Origin of the sequence: Enterobacter sp. 03-F-07-AD-ECC (assembly GCF_047530935.1) — a bacterium.
In the GTDB taxonomy this organism is placed as follows: domain Bacteria; phylum Pseudomonadota; class Gammaproteobacteria; order Enterobacterales; family Enterobacteriaceae; genus Enterobacter; species Enterobacter cloacae.
Genome location: NZ_JBLKBZ010000011.1, coordinates 65737 through 88535, shown reverse-complemented (window position 1 = coordinate 88535; position 22799 = coordinate 65737). Strand labels below are relative to the sequence as shown.

At 57.2% G+C, this 22799-nt stretch carries 13 protein-coding genes; 3 read left to right on the top strand and 10 right to left on the bottom strand.

The window, feature by feature from the left end; genetic code table 11:
* Positions 1 to 145: 145 nt before the first annotated feature.
* Positions 146 to 1462: a gluconate transporter gene (gntT, locus tag ACMWKA_RS16830; protein WP_013099097.1), complete on the top strand. Its 1317-nt coding sequence runs from the start codon at positions 146 to 148 to the stop codon at positions 1460 to 1462.
* A gap of 111 nt (positions 1463 to 1573) precedes the next feature.
* On the opposite strand, the gene malQ is transcribed toward gntT, so the two are convergent.
* Both malQ and malP read right to left on the bottom strand, forming a co-directional pair.
* Positions 1574 to 3652 (bottom strand): 4-alpha-glucanotransferase, encoded by a 2079-nt coding sequence (gene malQ / locus ACMWKA_RS16825; RefSeq protein WP_045900930.1) that lies wholly within the window; start codon positions 3650 to 3652, stop codon positions 1574 to 1576.
* 9 nt (positions 3653 to 3661) lie between these two features.
* Complete coding sequence (gene malP, locus ACMWKA_RS16820) at positions 3662 to 6055, bottom strand: maltodextrin phosphorylase (protein WP_023619866.1); 2394 nt, start codon at positions 6053 to 6055, stop codon at positions 3662 to 3664.
* 585 nt (positions 6056 to 6640) lie between these two features.
* On the opposite strand from malP, the gene malT reads away from it, so the two are divergent.
* Entirely contained in the window at positions 6641 to 9346 is a 2706-nt protein-coding gene (malT, locus tag ACMWKA_RS16815; RefSeq protein ID WP_414760438.1) for an HTH-type transcriptional regulator MalT, read from the top strand.
* 61 nt (positions 9347 to 9407) lie between these two features.
* Here the strand turns inward: malT and ACMWKA_RS16810 are convergent, their stop codons facing one another.
* From ACMWKA_RS16810 to glpE, 3 genes are read right to left on the bottom strand one after another with little or no spacing between them, the layout of a single operon-like run.
* Complete coding sequence (locus ACMWKA_RS16810) at positions 9408 to 10166, bottom strand: DeoR/GlpR family transcriptional regulator (RefSeq protein ID WP_057072379.1); 759 nt, start codon at positions 10164 to 10166, stop codon at positions 9408 to 9410.
* A gap of 16 nt (positions 10167 to 10182) precedes the next feature.
* Positions 10183 to 11013, bottom strand: a complete 831-nt coding sequence (gene glpG / locus ACMWKA_RS16805; RefSeq protein WP_013099104.1) for a rhomboid family intramembrane serine protease GlpG — start codon at positions 11011 to 11013, stop codon at positions 10183 to 10185.
* A gap of 47 nt (positions 11014 to 11060) precedes the next feature.
* On the bottom strand, positions 11061 to 11393 hold the full coding sequence (glpE, locus tag ACMWKA_RS16800; protein ID WP_014833569.1) for a thiosulfate sulfurtransferase GlpE: 333 nt from the start codon (positions 11391 to 11393) through the stop codon (positions 11061 to 11063).
* Between the two features lie 250 nt (positions 11394 to 11643).
* Here glpE and glpD point away from each other — a divergent pair, with 250 nt between their 5' ends.
* Positions 11644 to 13152 carry a glycerol-3-phosphate dehydrogenase gene (glpD, locus tag ACMWKA_RS16795; RefSeq protein ID WP_222169118.1) on the top strand — a complete coding sequence of 503 codons (1509 nt, stop codon included), beginning with the start codon at positions 11644 to 11646 and terminating at the stop codon, positions 13150 to 13152.
* 86 nt (positions 13153 to 13238) lie between these two features.
* Here the strand turns inward: glpD and glgP are convergent, their stop codons facing one another.
* Genes glgP through glgB form a run of 5 tightly spaced genes read right to left on the bottom strand, consistent with a single transcriptional unit; the run spans position 13239 to position 22607 of the window.
* Positions 13239 to 15686 (bottom strand): glycogen phosphorylase, encoded by a 2448-nt coding sequence (glgP, locus tag ACMWKA_RS16790; protein ID WP_013099108.1) that lies wholly within the window; start codon positions 15684 to 15686, stop codon positions 13239 to 13241.
* A gap of 18 nt (positions 15687 to 15704) precedes the next feature.
* The gene (glgA, locus tag ACMWKA_RS16785) at positions 15705 to 17138 is read right to left on the bottom strand and encodes a glycogen synthase GlgA (protein ID WP_013099109.1); all 1434 of its coding nucleotides are present in this window, start codon (positions 17136 to 17138) and stop codon (positions 15705 to 15707) included.
* Positions 17138 to 18433: a glucose-1-phosphate adenylyltransferase gene (glgC, locus tag ACMWKA_RS16780; RefSeq protein ID WP_013099110.1), complete on the bottom strand. Its 1296-nt coding sequence runs from the start codon at positions 18431 to 18433 to the stop codon at positions 17138 to 17140. The genes glgA and glgC overlap by 1 nt, the downstream gene beginning before the upstream one ends.
* Before the next feature lie 17 nt (positions 18434 to 18450).
* A complete protein-coding gene (glgX, locus tag ACMWKA_RS16775) occupies positions 18451 to 20424 on the bottom strand; it encodes a glycogen debranching protein GlgX (protein ID WP_414760437.1) in 1974 nt (657 codons plus the stop codon).
* On the bottom strand, positions 20421 to 22607 hold the full coding sequence (glgB, locus tag ACMWKA_RS16770) for a 1,4-alpha-glucan branching enzyme (protein ID WP_414760436.1): 2187 nt from the start codon (positions 22605 to 22607) through the stop codon (positions 20421 to 20423). Before glgB ends, glgX begins: the two co-directional genes overlap by 4 nt.
* Positions 22608 to 22799 lie beyond the last annotated feature (192 nt).

Below are 22799 nucleotides of genomic sequence, written 5' to 3'. Positions count from 1 at the left end.
ACACACTCATAACAGCCGACTAAACTAAATAGTTTCCAAGGTATCAGTATTAGTGCCGTTAACCACTCTGTTCCCAGTTGGGACAACCGGAACGTGTCGTTGAAACAATGACGTTACCCATAACAATTCAAAGGCCAGGTAAATCATGCCATTAGTCATCGTTGCTATCGGTGTTGTGTTATTACTGCTCTTGATGATCCGTTTCAAAATGAACGGGTTTATCGCTCTGGTTCTGGTGGCACTTGCAGTCGGTCTGATGCAAGGGATGCCGCTGGTCAAAGTTATTAGCTCCATTAAAGCGGGTGTCGGCGGCACGCTCGGCAGCCTGGCGTTGATCATGGGCTTTGGCGCCATGCTCGGCAAAATGCTGGCGGACTGCGGTGGTGCACAGCGTATTGCCACCACGCTTATCGACAAGTTTGGTAAGAAGAACATCCAGTGGGCAGTTGTGTTAACCGGTTTTACCGTCGGTTTCGCACTGTTCTATGAAGTGGGCTTCGTGCTGATGCTGCCGCTGGTCTTCACCATTGCGGCGGCGGCGAGCATTCCGCTGCTGTATGTCGGTGTGCCAATGGCAGCAGCGCTGTCCGTGACGCACGGCTTCCTGCCACCGCACCCGGGCCCAACCGCTATCGCCACCATTTTCCACGCCGATATGGGTAAAACCCTGCTGTTCGGTACGATTCTGGCCATCCCAACCGTGATTCTGGCAGGCCCGGTTTATGCCCGCTTCCTGAAAGGCATTGATAAGCCGATTCCGGAAGGTCTGTACAGCGCGAAAACCTTCACCGAAGAAGAAATGCCTGGCTTTGGCGTCAGCGTCTGGACCTCTCTGGTCCCGGTGATCCTGATGGCGATGCGCGCCGTGGCAGAGATGGTTCTGCCGAAAGGTCACGCGTTCCTCTCCGTTGCTGAGTTCCTCGGCGACCCGGTGATGGCCACGCTGATTGCGGTGTTGATCGCGATGTTCACCTTCGGCCTGAACCGCGGCCGTTCCATGGATCAGATCAACGACACGCTGACCTCTTCCATCAAAATCATTGCCATGATGCTGTTGATCATCGGCGGTGGCGGTGCGTTCAAGCAGGTTCTGGTCGATAGCGGTGTGGATAAATACATCGCGGCCATGATGCATGAAACCAACGTGTCGCCGCTTCTGATGGCCTGGTCTATCGCCGCAGTTCTGCGTATCGCGCTGGGTTCTGCAACCGTTGCGGCAATCACCGCGGGCGGTATCGTTGCGCCACTGATTGCCACCACGGGCGTCAGCCCTGAGCTGATGGTTATTGCCGTCGGTTCCGGTAGCGTGATTTTCTCACACGTGAACGACCCGGGCTTCTGGCTGTTCAAGGAGTACTTCAACCTGACTATCGGTGAAACCATCAAGTCCTGGTCCGCGCTGGAAACCATTATTTCGGTGTGCGGTCTGGTCGGGGTGCTGCTGTTGAATATGGTGGTCTGATGCCATAAGTCGGGTGGAGGCTTCGCCTTACGCGACCTACTCGCTCCATGTAGGCCCGGTAAGCGTAGCGCCACCGGGCAATAAAAAACCCGCCACCGGCGGGTTTTTTTATCACTTCTTCGCGACTGCTTTTCGCCGCTTGTCCAAATCCTTAATCAGCCTGTTCACCCCGTCATCAGCAAACATCGTCTCAAGCGTAGTGGATAACTTGCGGCGCCAGTTCTTGTACTGATAGCTGGTGCCCGGGATGTTCACCGGCTCCGCCATATCAATCCAGTCTTCCGGCTGCAGGCCCAGCAGGGCGCTGTTGCTGTCGGCAATGTAGCGCTGCAATCCGCGGTTGAGCGTCGGCGTCATCGACATCAGCGACGCTTTATGCCCGGCGCGTTTCGGCAGACAGCCGTGCTTATGCAGTGCATCCAGCAAACCCTGCTTCGCCAGCTCGCGATCCTGATACAGGCCGCGAAGGACATCTTCATCCGGATAGAGACCCAGGGTTTTACCGAGCGTCAGATCGCCGCTTTCCCAATAGCCACGAAGCGTAGGAAGGTCATGCGTCGTCGCGACTGCCATTGACTGTTCAGGGTACGCTTGCGGCGCGCGGAAGGTTTTCTCATGGTCGTTTTCAAAATAGAGCACTTTATAGGAGTAAACGCCGCTGTCGCGAAGCTTACTGACGATTTCTACCGGCACGGTACCGAGATCTTCGCCGATCACCATGCACTGATGGCGCTTGCTTTCCAGCGCCAGGATCGACAGCAGATCGTCAACCGGATACTGAACATACGCCCCGTGATCGGCTGTCTCACCGTAGGGGATCCACCACAGGCGCAGCACGGACATCACGTGGTCGATACGCAGCGCGCCGCAGTTCTGCATGTTGGCGCGCAGCAGGTCGATAAACGGCTCGTAGGCACGCGCCGCCATTACGTGCGGATCCATCGGCGGCAGGCCCCAGTTCTGGCCGAGCGGGCCCAGAATATCCGGTGGTGCGCCTACGGAGGCCTTCAGGCAGTACAGCTCACGGTCACACCAGGTTTCCGCCCCGCCTTCTGCCACGCCAACGGCCAGGTCGCGATACAGACCGATCGGCATCTTATAGCCCTGGCTCACCTGCCAGCAGTCGGCAAACTGGCTGTACGCCAGCCACTGCAGCCACAGGTAGAAGTCCACTTCATCGGCGTATTTTTTACAGAACGCTTTGACTTCAGGCGTGTCGACGGATTGATACGCCTCCGGCCAGACCGGCCAGCCCCAGCGCATTTCGTCCTCTTTCACCTGATACGCATGCAGCGCATCGAACGCCGCCTGCCAGTAGAGGCTCTCGCCCTCCTGCGCCACAAACTGACGGAAGGCGGCCATCTCCTCGTCATCACGCTGAGAAAAGCCTTTCCACGCCAGACGCAGGGCAGCCATCTTCAGCGCCGTCACGGTGGAATAGTCCACCCAGTCTGCTTCGCGCGCCTGCTTCAGCGCCTGCTGAGTGGTGCTAAGTGCCCACCACGCCTGCGCTTCCGGGCTGTTTTTGAAATCGTCTAACGCATTCACGTCGATGTAAATCACGTTCAGCCAGCGACGGGACGACGGGCTGTACGGGCTGGCACTCTCCGGGTTAGCCGGATAGAGGGCGTGGATCGGGTTGAGGCCGATAAACGCACCACCGCGCTCCCCCACCGATGCCAGCATCTTTTTCAGGTCACCAAAATCGCCGATGCCCCAGTTGCTGTCAGAGCGCAGGGTGTAGAGTTGCACGCAGGCACCCCACAGCTTTTTGCCTTCGAGCAACGCCTGCGGCTCATAACAACGTTTTGGCGCCACGATCAACCGGCAGTGAAAGCGCAGCTCGTCCTGGGTGAGCGTTAGGGTGTGGTAACCCTCCGGCAGCTTCGCCGGAAGGGTGAGTGCTTTGCCGCCGGTGGCGTGGCCCTTGTGCTGATGTCCCTCTTCGGTGGTCAGCAGCCAGGTAAACTCGCCGCGTCCTTCCACCGCCAGCAACATCTTTTTGCCCGCGGTGAAGACTTTAACGTTCGGTACCGGCGTGGCCGACGCTTTCGCGTCGGTTTTGTGCATGGCATCCAGCAAACGTCTTTTGGTGTCGGCGCCAATAGACTGTGGTTTGCCGTGAGCATTAATGTAACTGAGGCTGATCCCCGCCGCCTGCGCGGCACTGTCCAGACGTTTACTCTCCATCGCGCTTCCTTAGCGTTTTGCCTGCCAGATACGAGTCTGATAATCCCGGATTGAACGGTCAGAGCTGAACATTCCGCAGCGGGCGGTGTTCAGAATGCACGCCCGGGTCCACGCTTCCTGGTCACGGTACAACACGTCGACCTGTTTTTGCGCTTCCACGTAGGCCGTGAAGTCCGCCATCACCAGATACGGGTCGCCGCCGTGTTTGTCCATGCTGTGCAGCATCTGGTCAAACGCATGCTTATCGCCATCGCTGTATTTACCGCTTTCCAGCTCTTTCAGCACCGCATCCAGCACTTTGTCCTTCTTACGCCATTTCACCGGATCGTAGCCTTTGGCCTTGAGGGCTTTCACTTCTTCAACCGTATGACCAAAGATAAAGATGTTCTCTTCTCCAACCTTCTCGGCAATCTCTACGTTCGCACCGTCGAGCGTACCAACAGTCAGCGCGCCGTTCAGCGCCAGCTTCATGTTGCCAGTACCGGACGCTTCTTTACCCGCGGTCGAGATCTGCTCGGAGATATCCGCCGCCGGGATCAGCATCTCTGCGGCAGAGACGCAGTAGTCCGGCAGGAACACCACTTTCAGCTTGTCGCCCACTTTCGGATCGTTGTTGATAGCCTCCGCCACTTTATTGATGGCGAGGATAATGTTTTTCGCCAGGTAGTAGCCCGGTGCCGCTTTCGCGCCGAACAGGAACACGCGCGGCACGCGGTCAGCCTGCGGGTTCTCGCGGATCTCTTTGTACAGCGCGAGGATATGCAGCAGGTTCAGGTGCTGACGTTTATATTCGTGCAGACGCTTAATCTGGATGTCGAAAATGGCGTTCGGGTTAATCTCGATCCCGGTACGCGCTTTCACAAACGCCGCCAGACGCACTTTGTTATCCCGCTTGATGGCGCGGTATTGTTCGCGGAATTTCGCGTCGTCCGCGTATTTTTCCAGGTTGATCAGCTGGTCCAGATCGTTGGCCCACTCTTTCTTCAGCGTTTTGTCCAGCAGACCGGCCAGCAGCGGGTTGCACTGTTTGATCCAGCGACGCGGCGTGATGCCGTTGGTCACGTTATGGAATTTGGTCGGCCACAGCTGGTGATATTCCGGGAACAGGTCTTTCACCACCAGATCCGAGTGCAGCGCCGCCACACCGTTCACCGCAAAGCCGCTCACCACGCACATATTTGCCATGCGCACCTGTTTGTCATGCACCACGGCCAGCTTCGCCCAGACCGCTTTGTTGCCCGGCCAGGTTTTATCCACCAGCGTTTTAAACTGGTCGTTAATCTTGTTGATGATCTGCATATGGCGCGGCAGCAGCGTTTTCACCAGCTTCTCGTCCCAGCACTCCAGCGCTTCTGGCATCAGGGTGTGGTTGGTGTAAGCAAAGGTGCGGCTGGTGATCGCCCAGGCATCATCCCAGCTCAGCTGGTGCTCGTCGATCAGCACACGCAGCAGTTCAGGAATAGCGATGGTCGGGTGCGTGTCGTTAAGTTGAATCACTTCAAAGTCAGGCAGCTGTGCCAGCTTGCGGCCCGCCAGGTGGTGACGACGCAGAATATCCGCCACGGAGCAGGCGCACTGGAAGTACTGCTGCATCAGACGCAGTTTCTTGCCCGCCAGATGGTTGTCGTTCGGGTAGAGCACTTTGGTCAGCTTCTCGGCGTCGATGCCCTGCTGTTCAGCACGCAGGAAATCGCCGTCATTGAATTTGGTCAGGTTAAACGGATGCGCATGCTTCGCCTGCCACAGACGCAGCGGTTGCGCCACGCCGTTACGGTAACCGAGCACCGGCAGGTCCCAGGCTTCGCCGATAAACGTAAATGCCGGTTCCCAGAGACCCTGTTTTGATACTTTGCCGCCAATGTTCACCTGCACATCCAGCTGCGCGTTGTGGCGGAACCACGGGTAGGTGTTACGGTGCCAGTCGTCCGGCGCTTCCATCTGATGCCCGTCTGCAAATGACTGACGGAACAGACCGTATTGATAGTTCAGACCGTAGCCAATGGCCGACTGCCCAACCGTTGCCATCGAATCGAGGAAACAGGCCGCCAGACGTCCCAGACCACCGTTGCCCAGCGCCGGGTCAATCTCTTCTTCCAGCAGGTCGGTCAGGTTAATGTCGTGTTCTTTCAGCACATCCCCAACTTCCTGATACCAGCCGAGGTTCAGCAGGTTGTTGCCGGTCAGACGACCGATCAGGAATTCCATCGAGATATAGTTGACGTGGCGCTGACCTTTTACCGGTTTTGCCAGAGGTTGAGCATCCAGCTGCTCTGCGAGCGCACCGCTCACCGCCTGCCACCACTGGTGAGGCGTCATCTCGTTTGCAGCATGAAGGCCAAAACGCTGCCACTGACGCGTCAGGGCAGCCTGGAATTGAGCTTTGTTGAAGGTAGGCTGTGACATAGGGGATCGGCATCCTTTAGAAAGAAAACACAAGTTGGCGCTAGTGTGCCTGGCTCATTTCTCCTCTTCCTCCTCCCGCAGGGGATTAGGCAGGGAGGAGTAGCGGGGATGAGCATAAAAGTGTGATCGAGGCCACTCTGAGAGCATAGTCGGAGTGTGTCAGGAAGATAAAAAGATAACCGGGAAGCGTGTCAGGAAAATGAAATGCAGTTTCGGGTGAAATTAAAACGCGCTGAAATGATTACTTACGTAGAATAATATTTCTGCAACCGGGTCAGAACGAAGAAGATTATTAATTTCACTAAACTTTACCCCGCGTTTATTAAATTTGACGTCACTATACCTTTCTGAAACCAGTTTCAGTGCAGCCGCAGCACAGCCATACAAGCCAGCATTGACGCGGCATCACAGCCCTTTCCAGAAAGTTCCATCATCTGTCTGAATGTTTTGTGACAGAGTGCAAATTCAGAGCCACCAAAACCAGACATAACTTGCAATAGTTCTCTTTCTGGCCGACCTTATATCTATTAATTACGAAGCGCAAAAAAAATAAATTCTCTCGTTCCCCACAGTGAAGTGAAACCTATGTTGATTCCGTCTAAATTAAGTCGCCCGGTTCGTCTTGACCATACAGTGGTCCGCGAGCGTCTGTTGGCTAAACTTTCCGGCGCGCATAATTTCCGACTGGCGCTGGTTACGAGCCCTGCAGGTTATGGAAAAACAACGCTCATTTCGCAATGGGCCGCAGGTAAAAGCGATCTTGGCTGGTACTCCCTTGATGAGGGCGATAACCAGCAAGAACGTTTTGCCAGCTATCTGATTGCCGCCATTCAGCAGGCCACCAATGGGCACTGCGTGGCCAGCGAAGTGATGGTGCAAAAGCGCCAGTACGCCAGCCTGTCCTCCCTTTTCTCTCAGCTGTTTATTGAACTGGCTGAGTGGCACCGCCCGCTTTACGTGGTCATTGATGATTATCATCTGATCACTAACCCGGTGATCCATGAGTCCATGCGCTTCTTCCTGCGCCATCAGCCGGAAAACCTGACCCTGGTGGTGCTGTCGCGTAACCTGCCGCAGTTGGGCATTGCCAACCTGCGCGTGCGCGATCAACTGCTGGAAGTGGGTAGCCAACAGCTGGCCTTTACCCATCAGGAAGCCAAACAGTTCTTAGACTGCCGCCTGAACTCACCGATTGAGGCCGCTGAAAGCAGCCGCCTGTGCGACGATGTCGCCGGTTGGGCGACAGCGCTGCAGCTGATTGCCCTCTCCGCCCGGCAAAACAACAGTCCGACGCATCAGTCCGCACGTCGCCTGGCGGGGATCAACGCCAGCCATCTTTCTGATTACCTGGTGGATGAGGTGCTGAACAGCGTCGATCCTTCGACCCGCCATTTCCTGCTGAAGAGCTCCCTGCTGCGTTCCATGAACGACGCGCTGATTGTGCGCGTGACCGGCTGCGAAAACGGTCAGCTGCAGCTTGAAGAGATTGAACGCCAGGGGTTGTTCCTGACGCGGATGGACGATCCCGGCGAATGGTTCAGCTATCACCCGCTGTTTGGCAGTTTCCTGCGCCAGCGTTGCCAGTGGGAGCTGGCGACTGAATTGCCGGACATCCACCGGGCTGCCGCTGAGAGCTGGATGGCGCAAGGCTTCCCGAGCGAGGCTATCCATCATGCGCTCGCCGCCGGTGATGCCAGCATGCTGCGCGATATCCTCCTCAACCACGCGTGGGGGTTGTTTAACCACAGCGAACTGACGCTGCTGGAAGAGTCGCTGAAAGCGCTGCCGTGGGAGAGCCTGCTGGAGAATCCGCGTCTGGTGCTGCTGCAGGCCTGGCTGATGCAGAGCCAGCACCGCTACAGCGAAGTGAATACCCTGCTGGCGCGTGCCGAGCAGGAGATGGAAAGCGATATGGATACCACCCTGCACGGCGAATTTAACGCCTTGCGGGCCCAGGTAGCAATCAACGATGGCGATCCGGAAGAAGCAGAGCGGCTGGCAATGGTCGCGCTGGATGAGCTGCCGCTGGCCAATTTCTACAGCCGCATTGTGGCGACGTCGGTACACGGCGAGGTGCTGCACTGTAAGGGTGAGCTGACGCGCTCCCTGTCGCTGATGCAACAGACCGAACAGATGGCCCGCCGTCATGATGTCTGGCATTACGCGCTGTGGAGCCTGATCCAGCAAAGCGAAATTTTATTTGCTCAGGGATTCCTGCAGGCGGCCTGGGAGAATCAGGAAAAAGCGTTCCAGCTGATTCGCGAACAGCATCTTGAACAGCTGCCAATGCACGAGTTCCTGTTGCGTATTCGCGCCCAGCTTCTGTGGGCGTGGTCGCGCCTGGATGAAGCAGAGAGCTGTGCCCGCCAGGGCGTAGAGGTGCTTTCCGGCTTCCAGCCGCAGCAGCAACTGCAGTGCCTGGCCCTGCTGGTGCAATGCTCGCTGGCGCGCGGGGATCTGGATAATGCCCGCAACCACCTGAACCGTCTGGAGAACCTGCTCGGCAATGGTCAGTATCACAGCGACTGGGTTTCGAACGCCGATAAGGTGCGGGTGATTTACTGGCAGATGACGGGTGATAAGAAATCCGCCGCCAACTGGCTGCGCCAGACGCCAAAACCTGAATTTGCAAATAACCACTTCCTGCAAAGTCAGTGGCGAAACATTGCCCGCGCGCAGATCCTGCTCGGTGAGTTTGAGCCGGCTGAGATTGTGCTGGAAGAGCTGAACGAGAACGCCCGCAGCCTGCGTCTGATGAGCGATCTCAACCGTAACCTGCTGCTGCTTAACCAGCTCTACTGGCAGGCCGGGCGTAAAAATGATGCCCAGCGCGTGCTGCTGGAGGCGTTGCAGCTGGCGAACCGTACCGGGTTTATCAGTCACTTTGTGATTGAGGGCGAAGTGATGGCTCAACAGCTGCGTCAGCTTATTCAGCTCAACACGCTGCCGGAGCTGGATCAGCACCGTGCCCAGCGCATCCTGCGCGAGATTAACCAGCACCATCGCCACAAGTTCGCCCACTTCGACGAGAACTTCGTTGAGCGCCTGCTGAACCATCCGGAAGTGCCTGAACTTATTCGCACCAGCCCGCTGACGCAGCGCGAATGGCAGGTGCTGGGGCTTATCTATTCAGGCTACAGCAATGAGCAGATTGCCGGTGAGCTGGCGGTGGCGGCAACCACCATCAAAACGCATATCCGCAATCTGTATCAGAAGCTGGGCGTGGCGCACCGTCAGGATGCGGTGCAGCATGCGCAGCAGTTGTTGAAGATGATGGGGTATGGGGTGTAGGTTTGTGCGGGCTGATGCCCTCACCCCGGCCCTCTCCCACAGGGAGAGGGAGAAAGGCGTCTCAACATAACTCTAACTGCAAATTATTATCTTTAATCACCTGCATCACGCCCGCCGGTGGCATCACATCGGTATAAACCGCATTTACCATGCTGATGCTGCCCATGTTGACCATCGCGTTACGGCCAAATTTGGAGTGGTCCACCACCAGCATCACGTGACGTGAGTTTTCAATGATCGCGCGCTTGGTGCGCACCTCGTGATAATCAAACTCCAGCAGTGAGCCGTCGCTGTCGATGCCGCTGATCCCCAGAATGCCGAAGTCGAGACGGAACTGAGAGATAAAATCGAGCGTCGCTTCACCAATAATGCCGCCGTCGCGGCTGCGCAGTTCGCCCCCGGCGAGGATGATGCGGAAATCATCTTTCTGCATCAGGGTATTGGCCACGTTCAGGTTGTTGGTCACGATGCGCAGGTTTTCGTGATCCAGCAGCGCATGGGCGACCGCTTCAGGCGTGGTGCCGATATCAATAAACAGCGTCGCCCCGTTGGGGATTTGGCTCGCCACTTTACGGGCAATGCGCTCTTTCTCTGCCGTCTGCGTGGCTTTGCGGTCATGCCACGAGGTGTTAACCGAACTGGACGGCAGCGCCGCCCCGCCGTGATGGCGCAAAATACGGTTTTGATCGGCAAGATCGTTCAGGTCGCGGCGGATGGTTTGTGGGCTGACGGCAAACTGTTCCACCAGCTCTTCGGTGCTGACGTATCCCTGTTTTTTTACCAGTTCGATAATGGCGTCATGACGTTGTGTTTGTTTCATGAAATATCCCTGGGAATTATGTTCGTTTTCGCGCATGGAGCGTGTCGGCAAACGCCATTGCCAGCCCGACGGCCAGCCCGGTGACGTGTGCACCATTGGCGATAGACATACCAAACAGATCAAACCATCCGGCAATTAGCCATATTAACGCAAAGGTTATCAATCCGCGCTGCAGATAGATGCCACTTTCGGGGTCGCGCTCGCCTCTGAGCCAGACATAGCCCATCAGGGCATACACCACGCCGGATAAACCACCGAACCACGGGCCGCTGAATTTATGCTGCACATAGCCGCTCAGCAGGGCGCTGATAAGGGTGATAACAATCAGCTTGCCGCTGCCCAGACGCTTCTCCACCGCGCCACCGAGATACCACCACCACAGCAGGTTAAAGAGAATATGCATCACCGAGAAGTGCATCAGCGCGTGGGTGAAATAGCGCCAGACGTCAAAATCGAGAGACGGGTCGTACGGCCACGCAAGCGCGATCATCACGCTCTGGTCGCCCACCACGTTCATAATGATGAAGACGATAATGCAGGCCGCCATCAGTAGCAGCGTAAACGGACCTGCGCGCTCGCGAATGGTGGCAAGGAAGGGGAAGCGCCGATAGTGCAGTCCGCTCCCCGTCTGCCCCGACTGCCAGCTCGCGGCCAGATAGCGAGGGTCGCCGGGATTCTCAAGAAAGCGGGCCAGTTCCGCATTCACGCGATCGGCCTGGCTTTCATCCGCCAGCCAGACATCGGTTTTCGTGTGCTGCTGAACGGTCAGGATGATGCCCTGGGTTGCCATATAGTCGACAAACGCCTGGGCGACGCGCGGATTGGTAAAAGAGGTGATCATCAACATGGGCGGCGGTCGCTTATTTCCACACAAAAGGGGACAGTATAGCGGGATCAGCGCTCAAAAGCGTATTCCACTTCTGCCGGGAAATGACGATGCCAGGCATCGAAACCGCCGTCGACGCTGTAGACCGCATCATAGCCCTGCTGAATAAGGTACTGCGCCGCACCTTTGCTGCTGTTGCCGTGATAGCACATCACCATCACCGGCGTATCGAAGTCGTTATCGCGCATAAACGCGCCCAGCGTATCGTTGGTGAGGTGGAACGCACCCGGGGTGTGGCCCATCGCAAAACTCTGCGGATCGCGGATATCCACCAGCACCGCCGTTCCCTGGTGCATCTTCTGGTGGGCTTCTTCTACGTTAATACATTCAAACTGATCCATGGTGTTCTCTTTCTGTTGTTCAGGTTGGGTGCGCTCTGATGCCCTCACCCCAGCCCTCTCCCACGGGGAGAGGGAGAAAAGTTAGTCGCACTATTTTACCCCGTAGTGTACGTCCTGGCGGCGGGTAAACGCCATTATGTTATCCATATCACTCTAAATTGTTTTTTTGATGTTACCAAAAGCGCGTTCCTTTGCTATTATGAGCGATATCGAACATTTCTGAGCTTTAACGAAAGTGCGTGAGGGTGTTATGGAAACCAAAGATCTGATTGTGATAGGCGGTGGCATCAACGGTGCCGGTATTGCGGCAGACGCCGCAGGACGCGGATTATCCGTACTGATGCTGGAAGCTAACGACCTCGCCTGCGCGACGTCGTCCGCCAGCTCCAAACTGATTCACGGTGGCCTGCGCTACCTGGAACACTATGAATTCCGTCTGGTCAGTGAAGCGCTGGCCGAACGTGAAGTGCTGCTGAAGATGGCACCGCACCTGGCCATCCCGATGCGCTTCCGCCTGCCCCATCGCCCGCATCTGCGTCCGGCGTGGATGATTCGAATCGGTCTGTTTATGTACGATCATCTGGGTAAACGCACCAGCCTGCCGGGTTCAAACGGTTTGCGTTTTGGCTCAGAATCGGTCCTTAAGCCTGAAATCGTGCGCGGTTTCGAATATTCCGACTGCTGGGTGGACGATGCGCGTCTGGTGCTGGCTAATGCACAGATGGTTGAGAAGAAAGGCGGCGAAGTGAAAACCCGTACCCGCGCCACCGCTGCGCGCCGTGAAAACGGCCTGTGGATCGTCGAAGCGGAAGACGTAGATACAGGCGAGAAGTTCAGCTGGAAAGCGCGCGGTCTGGTGAACGCCACCGGCCCATGGGTGAAACAGTTCTTCGACGAGGGGATGCATCTGCCATCTCCGTACGGTATCCGCCTGATCAAAGGCAGCCACATTGTGGTACCACGCGTGCACACCCAGAAGCAGGCCTACATTCTGCAGAACGAAGACAAGCGCATTGTGTTTGTGATCCCGTGGATGGACGAATTCTCCATCATCGGCACCACCGACGTGGAGTACAAAGGCGATCCGAAAAACGTCGAGATCGACGAGAGCGAAGTGAACTACCTGCTGAAGGTGTATAACGCGCACTTCAAGAAACAGCTGTCCCGCGATGACGTGGTCTGGACTTACTCCGGCGTGCGTCCGCTGTGCGATGACGAATCTGACTCACCGCAGGCGATTACCCGCGACTATACGCTCGATATTCACGACGTGGAGGGTCAGGCACCGCTGCTCTCCGTGTTTGGCGGCAAGCTCACCACCTACCGTAAGCTGGCCGAGCACGCGCTGGAAAAACTGGCGCCTTACTACAAAGGCATTGGCCCGGCATGGACCAAAGGCGCGGTACTGCCTGGCGGTGATATCGGCGACAACCGCGATGATTACGCCGCGAAGCTGCGTCGTCGCTATCCATTCATCACGGAAGGCATGGCGCGCCACTATGCCCGTACCTACGGCAGCAACACGGAATTGATCCTGAGTGACGCGAAAGAGATTGCCGACCTGGGCGAACATTTTGGTCACGAGCTGTACGAAGCCGAACTGCGCTATCTGGTGGAACATGAGTGGGTTCGCCGTCTGGATGATGCCATCTGGCGTCGTACCAAAGAGGGTATGTGGCTGAATGCCGAACAGCAGTCGCGTGTGGCGCAGTGGTTGCTGCAGCATGCGGGGAAGCGTGAGCTGTCGTTGGCGTCGTGATGTAAAAAAGCCGGGTGGCGGCTCCGCCTTACCCGGCCTACTCGATCCCGTAGGCCCGGTAAGCGCAGCGCCACCGGGCTTTGTTTTTACAACCGCACCGGATCAATATGCCAGATATTCTCGGCATACTCCTTAATGGTCCTGTCGGACGAGAAATACCCCATATTGGCGATGTTATGCATCGCGACGCAGGTCCACTTCTCCTGCTGACGATAAAGCTCGTCCACCCTGTCCTGACAATCCACGTAGCTGCGGTAATCCGCCAGCACCTGATAGTGGTCGCCAAAGTTAATCAGCGAATCCACCAGGTCCCGATAGCGTCCTGGCTCGTCTGGGCTAAACACCCCGGTGGCGATTTGCGTCAGCACCTGACGTAGCTCCTCATCCTCTTCGTAATACTCACGCGGCGAGTAGCCTTTCTTGCGCAGCGCCTCCACCTCTTCCGTGGTATTCCCGAAGATAAAGATATTTTCCGCCCCCACGTGCTCCAGCATTTCGACATTGGCCCCGTCCAGCGTGCCGATGGTCAGCGCGCCGTTAAGGGCAAACTTCATGTTACTGGTGCCGGACGCTTCCGTCCCGGCGGTGGAGATCTGCTCAGAGAGATCGGCCGCCGGAATGATCAGCTGCGCCAGGCTGACGCTGTAGTTAGGAACAAAGACCACCTTCAGCTTGTCGCCGATATCCGGATCGTTGTTGACCACCTTCGCCACATCGTTGATGAGGTGAATGATGTGCTTCGCCATGTAGTAAGCGGATGCCGCCTTACCGGCAAAGATCTTCACACGCGGCACCCACTCCGCCGTCGGATCGGCCTTGATGCGGTTATAGTGGGTGATCACATGCAGCACGTTCATCAGTTGGCGCTTGTACTCATGAATACGCTTGATCTGCACGTCGAACAGCGCTTTCGGGTTTGCCACCACGTTCAGATGCAACGCCAGCCAGACTGACAGACGTTTCTTGTTCAGCAGCTTGGCTTCTCGTACGGCTTTGTTCACCGCCGGAAAATCAATGTGCTGTTCAAGCTCGCTCAGCTGGCTGAGATCGGTTCGCCAGGTGCGGCCAATGTGCTCATCCAGCACCTCAGAAAGCGGCTGGTTTGCCAGCGCCAGCCAGCGACGCGGCGTGACGCCATTGGTCACGTTGCAGAAACGCGTCGGGAAGATCTTCGCAAAGTCCGCAAACAGCGACTGCACCATCAGGTTCGAGTGCAGCTCTGAAACCCCGTTCACCTTGTGGCTGATCACCACCGCCAGCCAGGCCATGCGTACGCGACGACCGTTCGATTCATCGATGATAGAAGCGCGGCTCAGCAGGCCGGTATCGTTCGGATACTGCTCCTGCAACGTCTTGAGAAAGTAGTCGTTAATTTCAAAGATGATCTGCAGGTGGCGCGGCAAAATTTTGCCGAGCATATCCACCGGCCAGGTTTCCAGCGCTTCGCTCATCAACGTGTGGTTAGTGTAAGAGAAGACCTGACAGGTCACCTCAAACGCGTCGTCCCAGCTGAACTTATGCTCGTCGATAAGCAGACGCATCAGCTCCGGGATCGACAGCACCGGATGGGTATCGTTGAGGTGAATGGCGGTTTTTTCCGCCAGATTGGCGTAGGTCTTGTGCAGCTGATAGTGACGGCTGAGGATATCCTGAATCGTCGCGGAGACGAGGAAATACTCCTGACGTAGGCGCAGCTCGCGCCCGGAATAGGTCGAGTCGTCCGGGTAGAGCACGCGGGAGACGTTCTCGGAGTGGTTTTTATCTTCCACCGCCGCGAAGTAGTCGCCCTGGTTAAATTTACCCAGGTTAATCTCGCTACTGGCCTGCGCGTTCCACAGACGCAGCGTATTGGTCGCATCGGTGTCGTAGCCCGGGACAATCTGGTCATAGGCGACGGCAAGGATCTCTTCGGTTTCCACCCAGCGGGACTTTTTCCCTTCCTGCTGAATACGTCCGCCAAACCGCACCTTATAGCGCGTATTGTGTCGTTTAAACTCCCACGGGTTACCGTATTCCAGCCAGTAGTCCGGGGACTCTTTCTGACGTCCGTCCACGATGTTCTGCTTGAACATCCCGTAGTCGTAGCGAATGCCGTAGCCACGCCCCGGCAGGGCCAGCGTCGCCAGCGAGTCGAGGAAGCAGGCGGCAAGTCGCCCCAGGCCACCGTTACCGAGCCCCGGGTCGTTCTCTTCGTCAATCAGCTCTTCTAAGTCCAGCCCCATCTCTTCCAGCGCGGTTTTAACGTCATCGTAAATACCGAGCGATAACAGCGCGTTAGAGAGGGTGCGGCCAATCAAAAATTCCATCGACAGGTAGTAAACCTGACGCGTTTCCTGCGACAGCTGGGCGCGGTTGGAGCGCAGCCAGCGTTCAACCATGCGGTCACGCACCGCAAACAGGGTGGCGTTGAGCCACTCGTGTTTGTTGGCGATGACCGGATCTTTCCCGATGGTAAACATCAGCTTATAGGCGATAGAGTGCTTCAACGCCTCAACGCTGAGCGTGGGGGAAGAGTAGCTAAAAGGAGCGTTCATATCAGTAACTTCGCCTCGTTACATCAAGCGTTGATAGAGATCGCGGTATGACTGCGCCGCAACGTGCCAGCTAAAGTCCATAGACATCGCCTGACGTTGAACGTAACGCCACAGCGACGGACGGGACCACAAGACGAAAGCACGCCGAATCGCCCGAAGCAGCGACCAGGCATTACTGTCCTCAAAGACAAACCCGCTGGCGATACCGTCCGCCAGGTTTTCCAGTGAGCTGTCAGATACCGTATCCGCCAGCCCGCCCGTGCGTCGCACCAGCGGCAGGGTGCCGTACTTCAGGCCGTAGAGCTGCGTCAGGCCGCAAGGTTCGAAACGGCTCGGCACCAGAATGACGTCCGCGCCGCCCATGATCCGGTGCGAGAACGCTTCGTGATAGCCAATCTGCACGCCCACCTGCCCTGGGTGTTCCGCCGCTGCCGCCAGGAAGCCTTCCTGCAATACCGGGTCGCCCGCGCCGAGCAGCGCCAGCTGTCCGCCCTGCTCCAGCAGTCCCGGCAGGGCCTCCAGCACCAGGTCCAGCCCTTTCTGGCTGGTCAGACGGCTCACCACCGCAAACAGCGGCACTTTGTCGTTGACCTTCAGCCCCATCGCAATTTGTAACTGGCGTTTGTTTTCCGCTTTGTCTTCCACGGAATCACGGCCATAGCGGGCCGCGAGCAGCAGGTCGGTCTCCGGGTTCCAGATCTGTTCATCGACACCGTTGAGGATCCCCGACAAACGCCCTTCACGATGGCGCTGACGGAGCAACCCTTCCAGGCCGTAGCCGAACTCCGGCTGCGTAATTTCACGGGCGTAGGTCGGGCTCACGGCCGTGATGTGGTCGGCATAGTAAAGCCCGGCCTTCAGGAACGAGATCTGCCCGTTAAACTCCAGCCCGTGCATGTTATAGAACGACCATGGCAGATCGATGTCATTCATGTGATGGGCGTAGTACATGCCCTGATACGCCAGGTTATGCACCGTAAAGACCGATTTCGCCGGATGGCCGCGCGCCGCCAGATATGCCGGAGCGAGCCCCGCGTGCCAGTCGTGTGCGTGCACAATGTCCGGGCGCCAGAACGGATCCAGCCCTACCGCCATTTCAGCCCCAACCCAGCCGAGCAGCGCAAAACGCAGCACGTTGTCGGTATAGGCAAACAGGTTCGTATCGTGATACGGGCTACCTGGTCGGTCATATAAGTGCGGCGCGTCGATCAGGTAGATGCCCACGCCATTGTAATGTCCATACAGCAGGGTGATGCGTCCGGCGAAGGTGTCACGGCGCGTCACCACCTTTGCATCGGGAATGCCGCGCCGGATATCCGGGAAGGCAGGCAGCAGGACTCGGGTATCGACTCCGCCGGCGATTTGCGCCGCGGGTAATGCACCAAGAACATCCGCCAGGCCGCCCGTTTTTAACAACGGGAACATCTCAGAACATACGTGTAAAACCTGCATCATCGCTCCTGTTTGATCTGCAGCTTCCGCAACATTTCCCGTGTGACTAACACGATCCCCTCTTCAGAACGGTAGAAGCGACGTGCATCTTCTTCCGCGTTTTCACCAATCACCATTCCTTCAGGAATGACGCAGGCACGGTCGATCACGCAGCGACGCAGACGACACGAACGCCCGACCCAGACATCCGGCAGCAGCACCGCCGAATCGATATTACAGAATGAGTTTATACGCACGCGCGGGAACAGCACCGACTGCACCACCACCGAGCCGGAGATAATGCACCCGCCAGAGACCAGCGAGTTCAGCGTCATGCCGTGGCTGCCGGAGCGGTCCTGAACGAATTTCGCTGGCGGCAGGGATTCCATATGGGTACGGATCGGCCAGTTCTGGTCGTACATATCCAGCTCAGGCGTGACGGAGGCCAGATCGAGGTTGGCTTTCCAGTACGCTTCCAGGGTTCCCACATCGCGCCAGTAAGGTTCCGCATTCGGATCTGACTGCACGCAGGACAGCGGGAAAGGATGTGCATAGGCCATGCCAGCTTTGGTAATTTTCGGAATGATGTCTTTACCGAAGTCGTGGCTGGAGTGTTCGTCTTTGTCGTCTTCTTCCAGCAGCTCATAAAGGTAATCTGCATCAAAGACATAGATCCCCATGCTGGCGAGCGATTTGGTGTCATCTCCCGGCATGGTTGGTGGGTTGGCCGGTTTTTCAACGAAGTCGATAATTTTATCGTCCGCGTCCACGTGCATCACGCCAAACGCCGTCGCCTCGGCAACGGGCACCGGCAGACACGCCACGGTGCAGCGCGCCCCTTTCTCGACGTGGTCGATGAGCATGTGGGAGTAGTCTTGCTTGTAGATGTGATCCCCGGCGAGGATCACAATGTACTCCGCGTTGTAGCGGCGAATGATATCGAGGTTCTGGGTCACCGCATCAGCGGTGCCGCGGTACCAGTTTTCCCCGTGAACACGCTGCTGGGCAGGCAGGAGATCGACAAACTCATTCATCTCTTCGCTGAAGAATGACCAGCCGCGCTGAATATGCTGCACCAGGGTGTGCGACTGATACTGCGTAATGACGCCAATGCGGCGAATACCTGAGTTCAGGCAGTTGGACAGTGCAAAATCGATAATTCGGAACTTACCACCAAAGTGAACAGCCGGCTTGGCGCGCTTGATGGTCAAATCTTTAAGACGGGTTCCGCGCCCGCCAGCGAGGATCAGGGCAACCGTTTTTAAGGGGAGCTGGCGTGCCAACATTAAGGGATCGTTCTTCTCTAATCTAACCATGACTAACTCCTTTTTTATCATCTTTGGAATACGCACACTCCGTGCGCAGGCCCGTGCCAGACAGCCATTACTACCGGATTATCCGCTCCGGCAAAGGGGGGAACGGCGCGCCATTCCCCGTCAGGTAAAACAATCTCCGCGACGTCATCCGTCGCGTTCAGCGTAACCAGCCAGCGATCCGAAAGCAGGATCTGCAGGCGCGGTACGCCGTGTTGCCACTCTTGCGCGCTTAACGGTTGCGCGTCTTTATTCAGCCAGCGAACGTTGCCGTCGCCCTCCTCCCACCAGCGGTTGGCGGTGAGCGCGGGGATCTGCTGACGAAGGTGGATCAGCGCCGCGGTAAAGTGGATCAGGCCGCTGTTCGCTTCTCCCCAGTCGAGCCAGGTTAAGGTGTTGTCCTGGCAATAGGCGTTGTTGTTACCGTGCTGGCTGTGGCCATGTTCATCCCCTGCCAGCAGCATCGGCGTGCCCTGCGACAACAAAAGCGTCGTCAGCAGCGCATGCACGCTGGCGCGTCGCCGCTCAATAACATCCAGACTTCCGCCTAACCCTTCTATACCATGATTAAAGCTATGGTTATTGTTAGTGCCATCGCGATTCTCCTCGCCATTTGCCTCATTGTGTTTCTGATTGAAACAAACGCAGTCCCGGAGCGTAAAACCGTCATGCGCGGTCACCAGGTTGACGGTAGCAGACGGTCGTTTGCCATCACGTTTAAACAGATCGCTGGAAGCGGCAAAGCGTCCGGCGAACTCCCCCAGCGACAGGCTTCTCTCCAGCCAGAAGCGGCGTACGGCATCGCGATAGTGGTCGTTCCATTCGGCAAACAGCGGCGGGAAGTTCCCCACCTGGTAGCCGCCTTCACCAATGTCCCACGGCTCGGCAATCAGCTTCATCCGCGAGAGCACGGGGCAGTTTTTGATCGCCTCAAACAGCGGCGCCTGCTGGCTGAACCCCGGCGTGCGGCCCATCACCGGCGCCAGGTCAAAACGAAAACCGTCGACGTGGAACGTTTCCACCCAATATTTCAGGCATTCATACGCAAAATGCGTCACCGCCGGATGGCTGAGGTTGAGCGTGTTACCGCAACCGGTCCAGTTGTGGTAATCACCATCCTCTCTGATCCAATAATAGCTACGGTTATCAATTCCGCGCATGGAGAGCGTCGGACCGTCAAGATCGCTTTCCGCGCTGTGGTTCAGCACCACGTCCAGAATCACTTCGATACCGGCCGCATGAAGCGCTTTCACCGCATCACGAAACTCGTCCCGCGCCTTGTCCGGGTGGACGGCGTAGCGGGGGTCGAGCGCAAACATCGCCAGCGGGTTGTAGCCCCAGTAGTTGCTCAGGCCCAGTCGCTGCAGGCGAGGCTCGCTGGCGAAATGGGCGATGGGCAACAACTCCAGCGCGGTGATCCCGAGATGTTTCAGATAGGCGATCATGGTCGGATGGCCGAGCGCCTTATAGGTGCCGCGCATCTCTTTGGGAATAGACGGATGGAGATAGGTCAGCCCTTTTACATGGGCCTCGTAAATCACGGTGTTGCCCCACGGCGTGCCCGGCGGGGCATCGTCTTCCCAGTCGTAGCGATCGCCCACCACCACGCTTTTCGGGGCTACGTGGGCGCTGTCGCGGTGGTCGGGTTCCCCGTAGCCGACGTGGAAAATCGGGTCGTCTTTAAACTCGCCTTCCACGCGGTGGGCGCAGGGGTCAATAAGCAGCTTTGCCGGGTTAAACCAGTGCCCCTGAGCAGGCGCCCAGGGACCGTGAACGCGAAAACCGTAATGCATCCCTGGCCGCCCACCGGCCAGGTAACCGTGCCAGGTATCCCCGGTGCGCGCCGGTAAATCGTAACGATGTTCGTTACCTTCCCCGTCAAACACACAGAGTTCGACCCGCTCCGCGTGAGCAGAAAAGAGGGTGAAATTCACACCCTTTCCGTCAAAGCTCGCCCCGAGCGGTTCGGGTTTACCTGCCGTAAGCTGCGTCATTCGCCCTCCCGCACCAGCCAGATGGTACCGAGCGGCGGCAGCGTCAGGCTCAGGGAGTTGGGGCGCCCGTGGCTTTCGATGGCATCACTCTGGACCAGTCCGCCATTACCGGCGTTACTGCCGTGGTAATGCATGGAATCGGTGTTGAGGATTTCGCGCCATTTACCGGCCTGATTAATGCCAAAGCGGTAATGATGACGTGGAACCGGCGTAAAGTTGCTGGCAACGATAATCTCGTTGCCCGCTTTATCCCGGCGCACAAAGACAAATACCGAGCGCTCATGGTCGTCCACCACCAGCCACTCAAAACCGTACGGATCGAAGTCCAGCTCGTGCAGTGCTTTATGGTGGCGGTAGGTCAGGTTCAGATCGCGGACCAGCCGCTGCACGCCGTGGTGCCAGTTGTCAGCGCCCTCCAGCAGATGCCAGTCGAGGCTGGTATCGTGGTTCCACTCGCGCCCCTGGGCGAACTCGTTGCCCATAAACAGCAGTTTTTTGCCCGGGAAGGCGAACATCCAGCCGTAGTAGGCGCGCAGGTTGGCAAACTTCTGCCACGCGTCGCCCGGCATGCGGTCGAGAATGGATTTTTTACCGTGCACCACTTCATCGTGCGACAGCGGCAGCATGAAGTTTTCGGTGTAGTTGTAGAGCAGCCCGAAGGTAAGCTTATCGTGATGATACTGACGATAAACCGGGTCGAGCTTCATGTAATCGAGCGTGTCGTGCATCCAGCCCAGGTTCCACTTGTACCAGAAGCCCAGGCCACCCATTGACGGCGGACGGGAAACGCCCGGGAAGTCGGTGGACTCTTCCGCCATCGTCACCGCGCCCTCGACCTGCTCGCCAATAATGCGGTTGGTGTTGCGCAGAAACTCACTCGCTTCCAGGTTCTCGCGACCGCCATACTCGTTCGGGATCCACTCGCCCTCTTTGCGGCTATAGTCGCGATAGATCATCGACGCCACCGCATCCACGCGCAGGGCATCAATGCCGAAACGCTCGATCCAGTAAAGCGCGTTCCCGACCAGGTAGTTCGCGACTTCACGACGACCGTAGTTGTAGATCAGCGTATTCCAGTCCTGGTGATAGCCTTCGCGCGGGTCGCTGTGCTCGTACAGTTTTGTGCCGTCGAACTCGGCCAGCGCAAAATCATCCGACGGGAAGTGGCCCGGCACCCAGTCAAGAATGACGTTCAGCCCGGCGGCGTGTGCGGCATCAACGAAATAGCGGAAGTCGTCGCGCGTGCCAAAGCGGCGCGTCGGTGCGTATAACCCGGTGGGCTGATAGCCCCAGCTTCCGTCGAACGGATGTTCGTTAACCGGCAGCAGCTCCAGATGGGTAAAGCCCATCCATTTGGCGTACGGTACCAGCTGGTCAGCCAGCTCACGATAGCTCAGCCAGAAATTGTCATCGGTGTGGCGACGCCAGGAGCCGAGATGCACCTCATAAACGGAGATTGGCGCGTCGAAGCGGTTAGCCTGCTTGCGCTCTTCCGTCTGGACCACCTTCTCCGGCAGGCCGCAAATAAGCGAGGCAGTATTCGGGCGCAGCTCCGCTTCAAAGGCGTACGGGTCAGCCTTAATGCGCAGCTTGCCGTTGGCATCGATCATCTCAAATTTATAGAGCTGACCGTTATGCGCGCCGGGGATGAACAGCTCCCAGATGCCGGTTTCCCGACGCAGGCGCATGGGGTGACGACGACCGTCCCAGTAGTTGAACTGCCCGACGACGGAGACGCGCTGGGCGTTTGGCGCCCACACGGCAAACCGCGTGCCGGTAATACCATCCATGGTATCCGCATGGGCACCCAGCGTTTCATAAGGCCGCAGATGGGTACCTTCGGACAGCAGCCAGGCATCCATCTCTTTTAAGAGCGGGCCAAAGCTATAGGGATCGTCAATCAGGTTTTGCTGACCGTGCCAGATGACGGCAAGCTGATAACGAAAGGGGTTTTTACGACGGGGCATGACGCCCGAGAAGAAGCCACGTGAGTCGAGGCATTCCAGATTACCCACCTTGCGGCCGGTTTTGGGTTCGATGACCCACACTTCTGTGGCATCCGGTAACAGCGCGCGAACTTCCAGCCCGGCCTCTGTACGGTGCATCCCTAGCACAGAAAAGGGGTCGGCAAAATGACCCGCAATAAGCGCATTAATCACGTCTCTCGAAATACGATCGGACATGGTATTCATCCTGTTTTTTTATGTCGCCCTTTTTATTCGCTCCGGGACGACTTTTAATGTGACCTAAACGGTGCAGCTCATCCTCTCTGCTCCGCCCTACCCTCAGGTGAGAAATAAATCTTCCTTAAAGCATAGCCAACGACGAGGTTCCTCCTGATAAAAAATAAGACATCTGCGTTTTACTCCATGTAG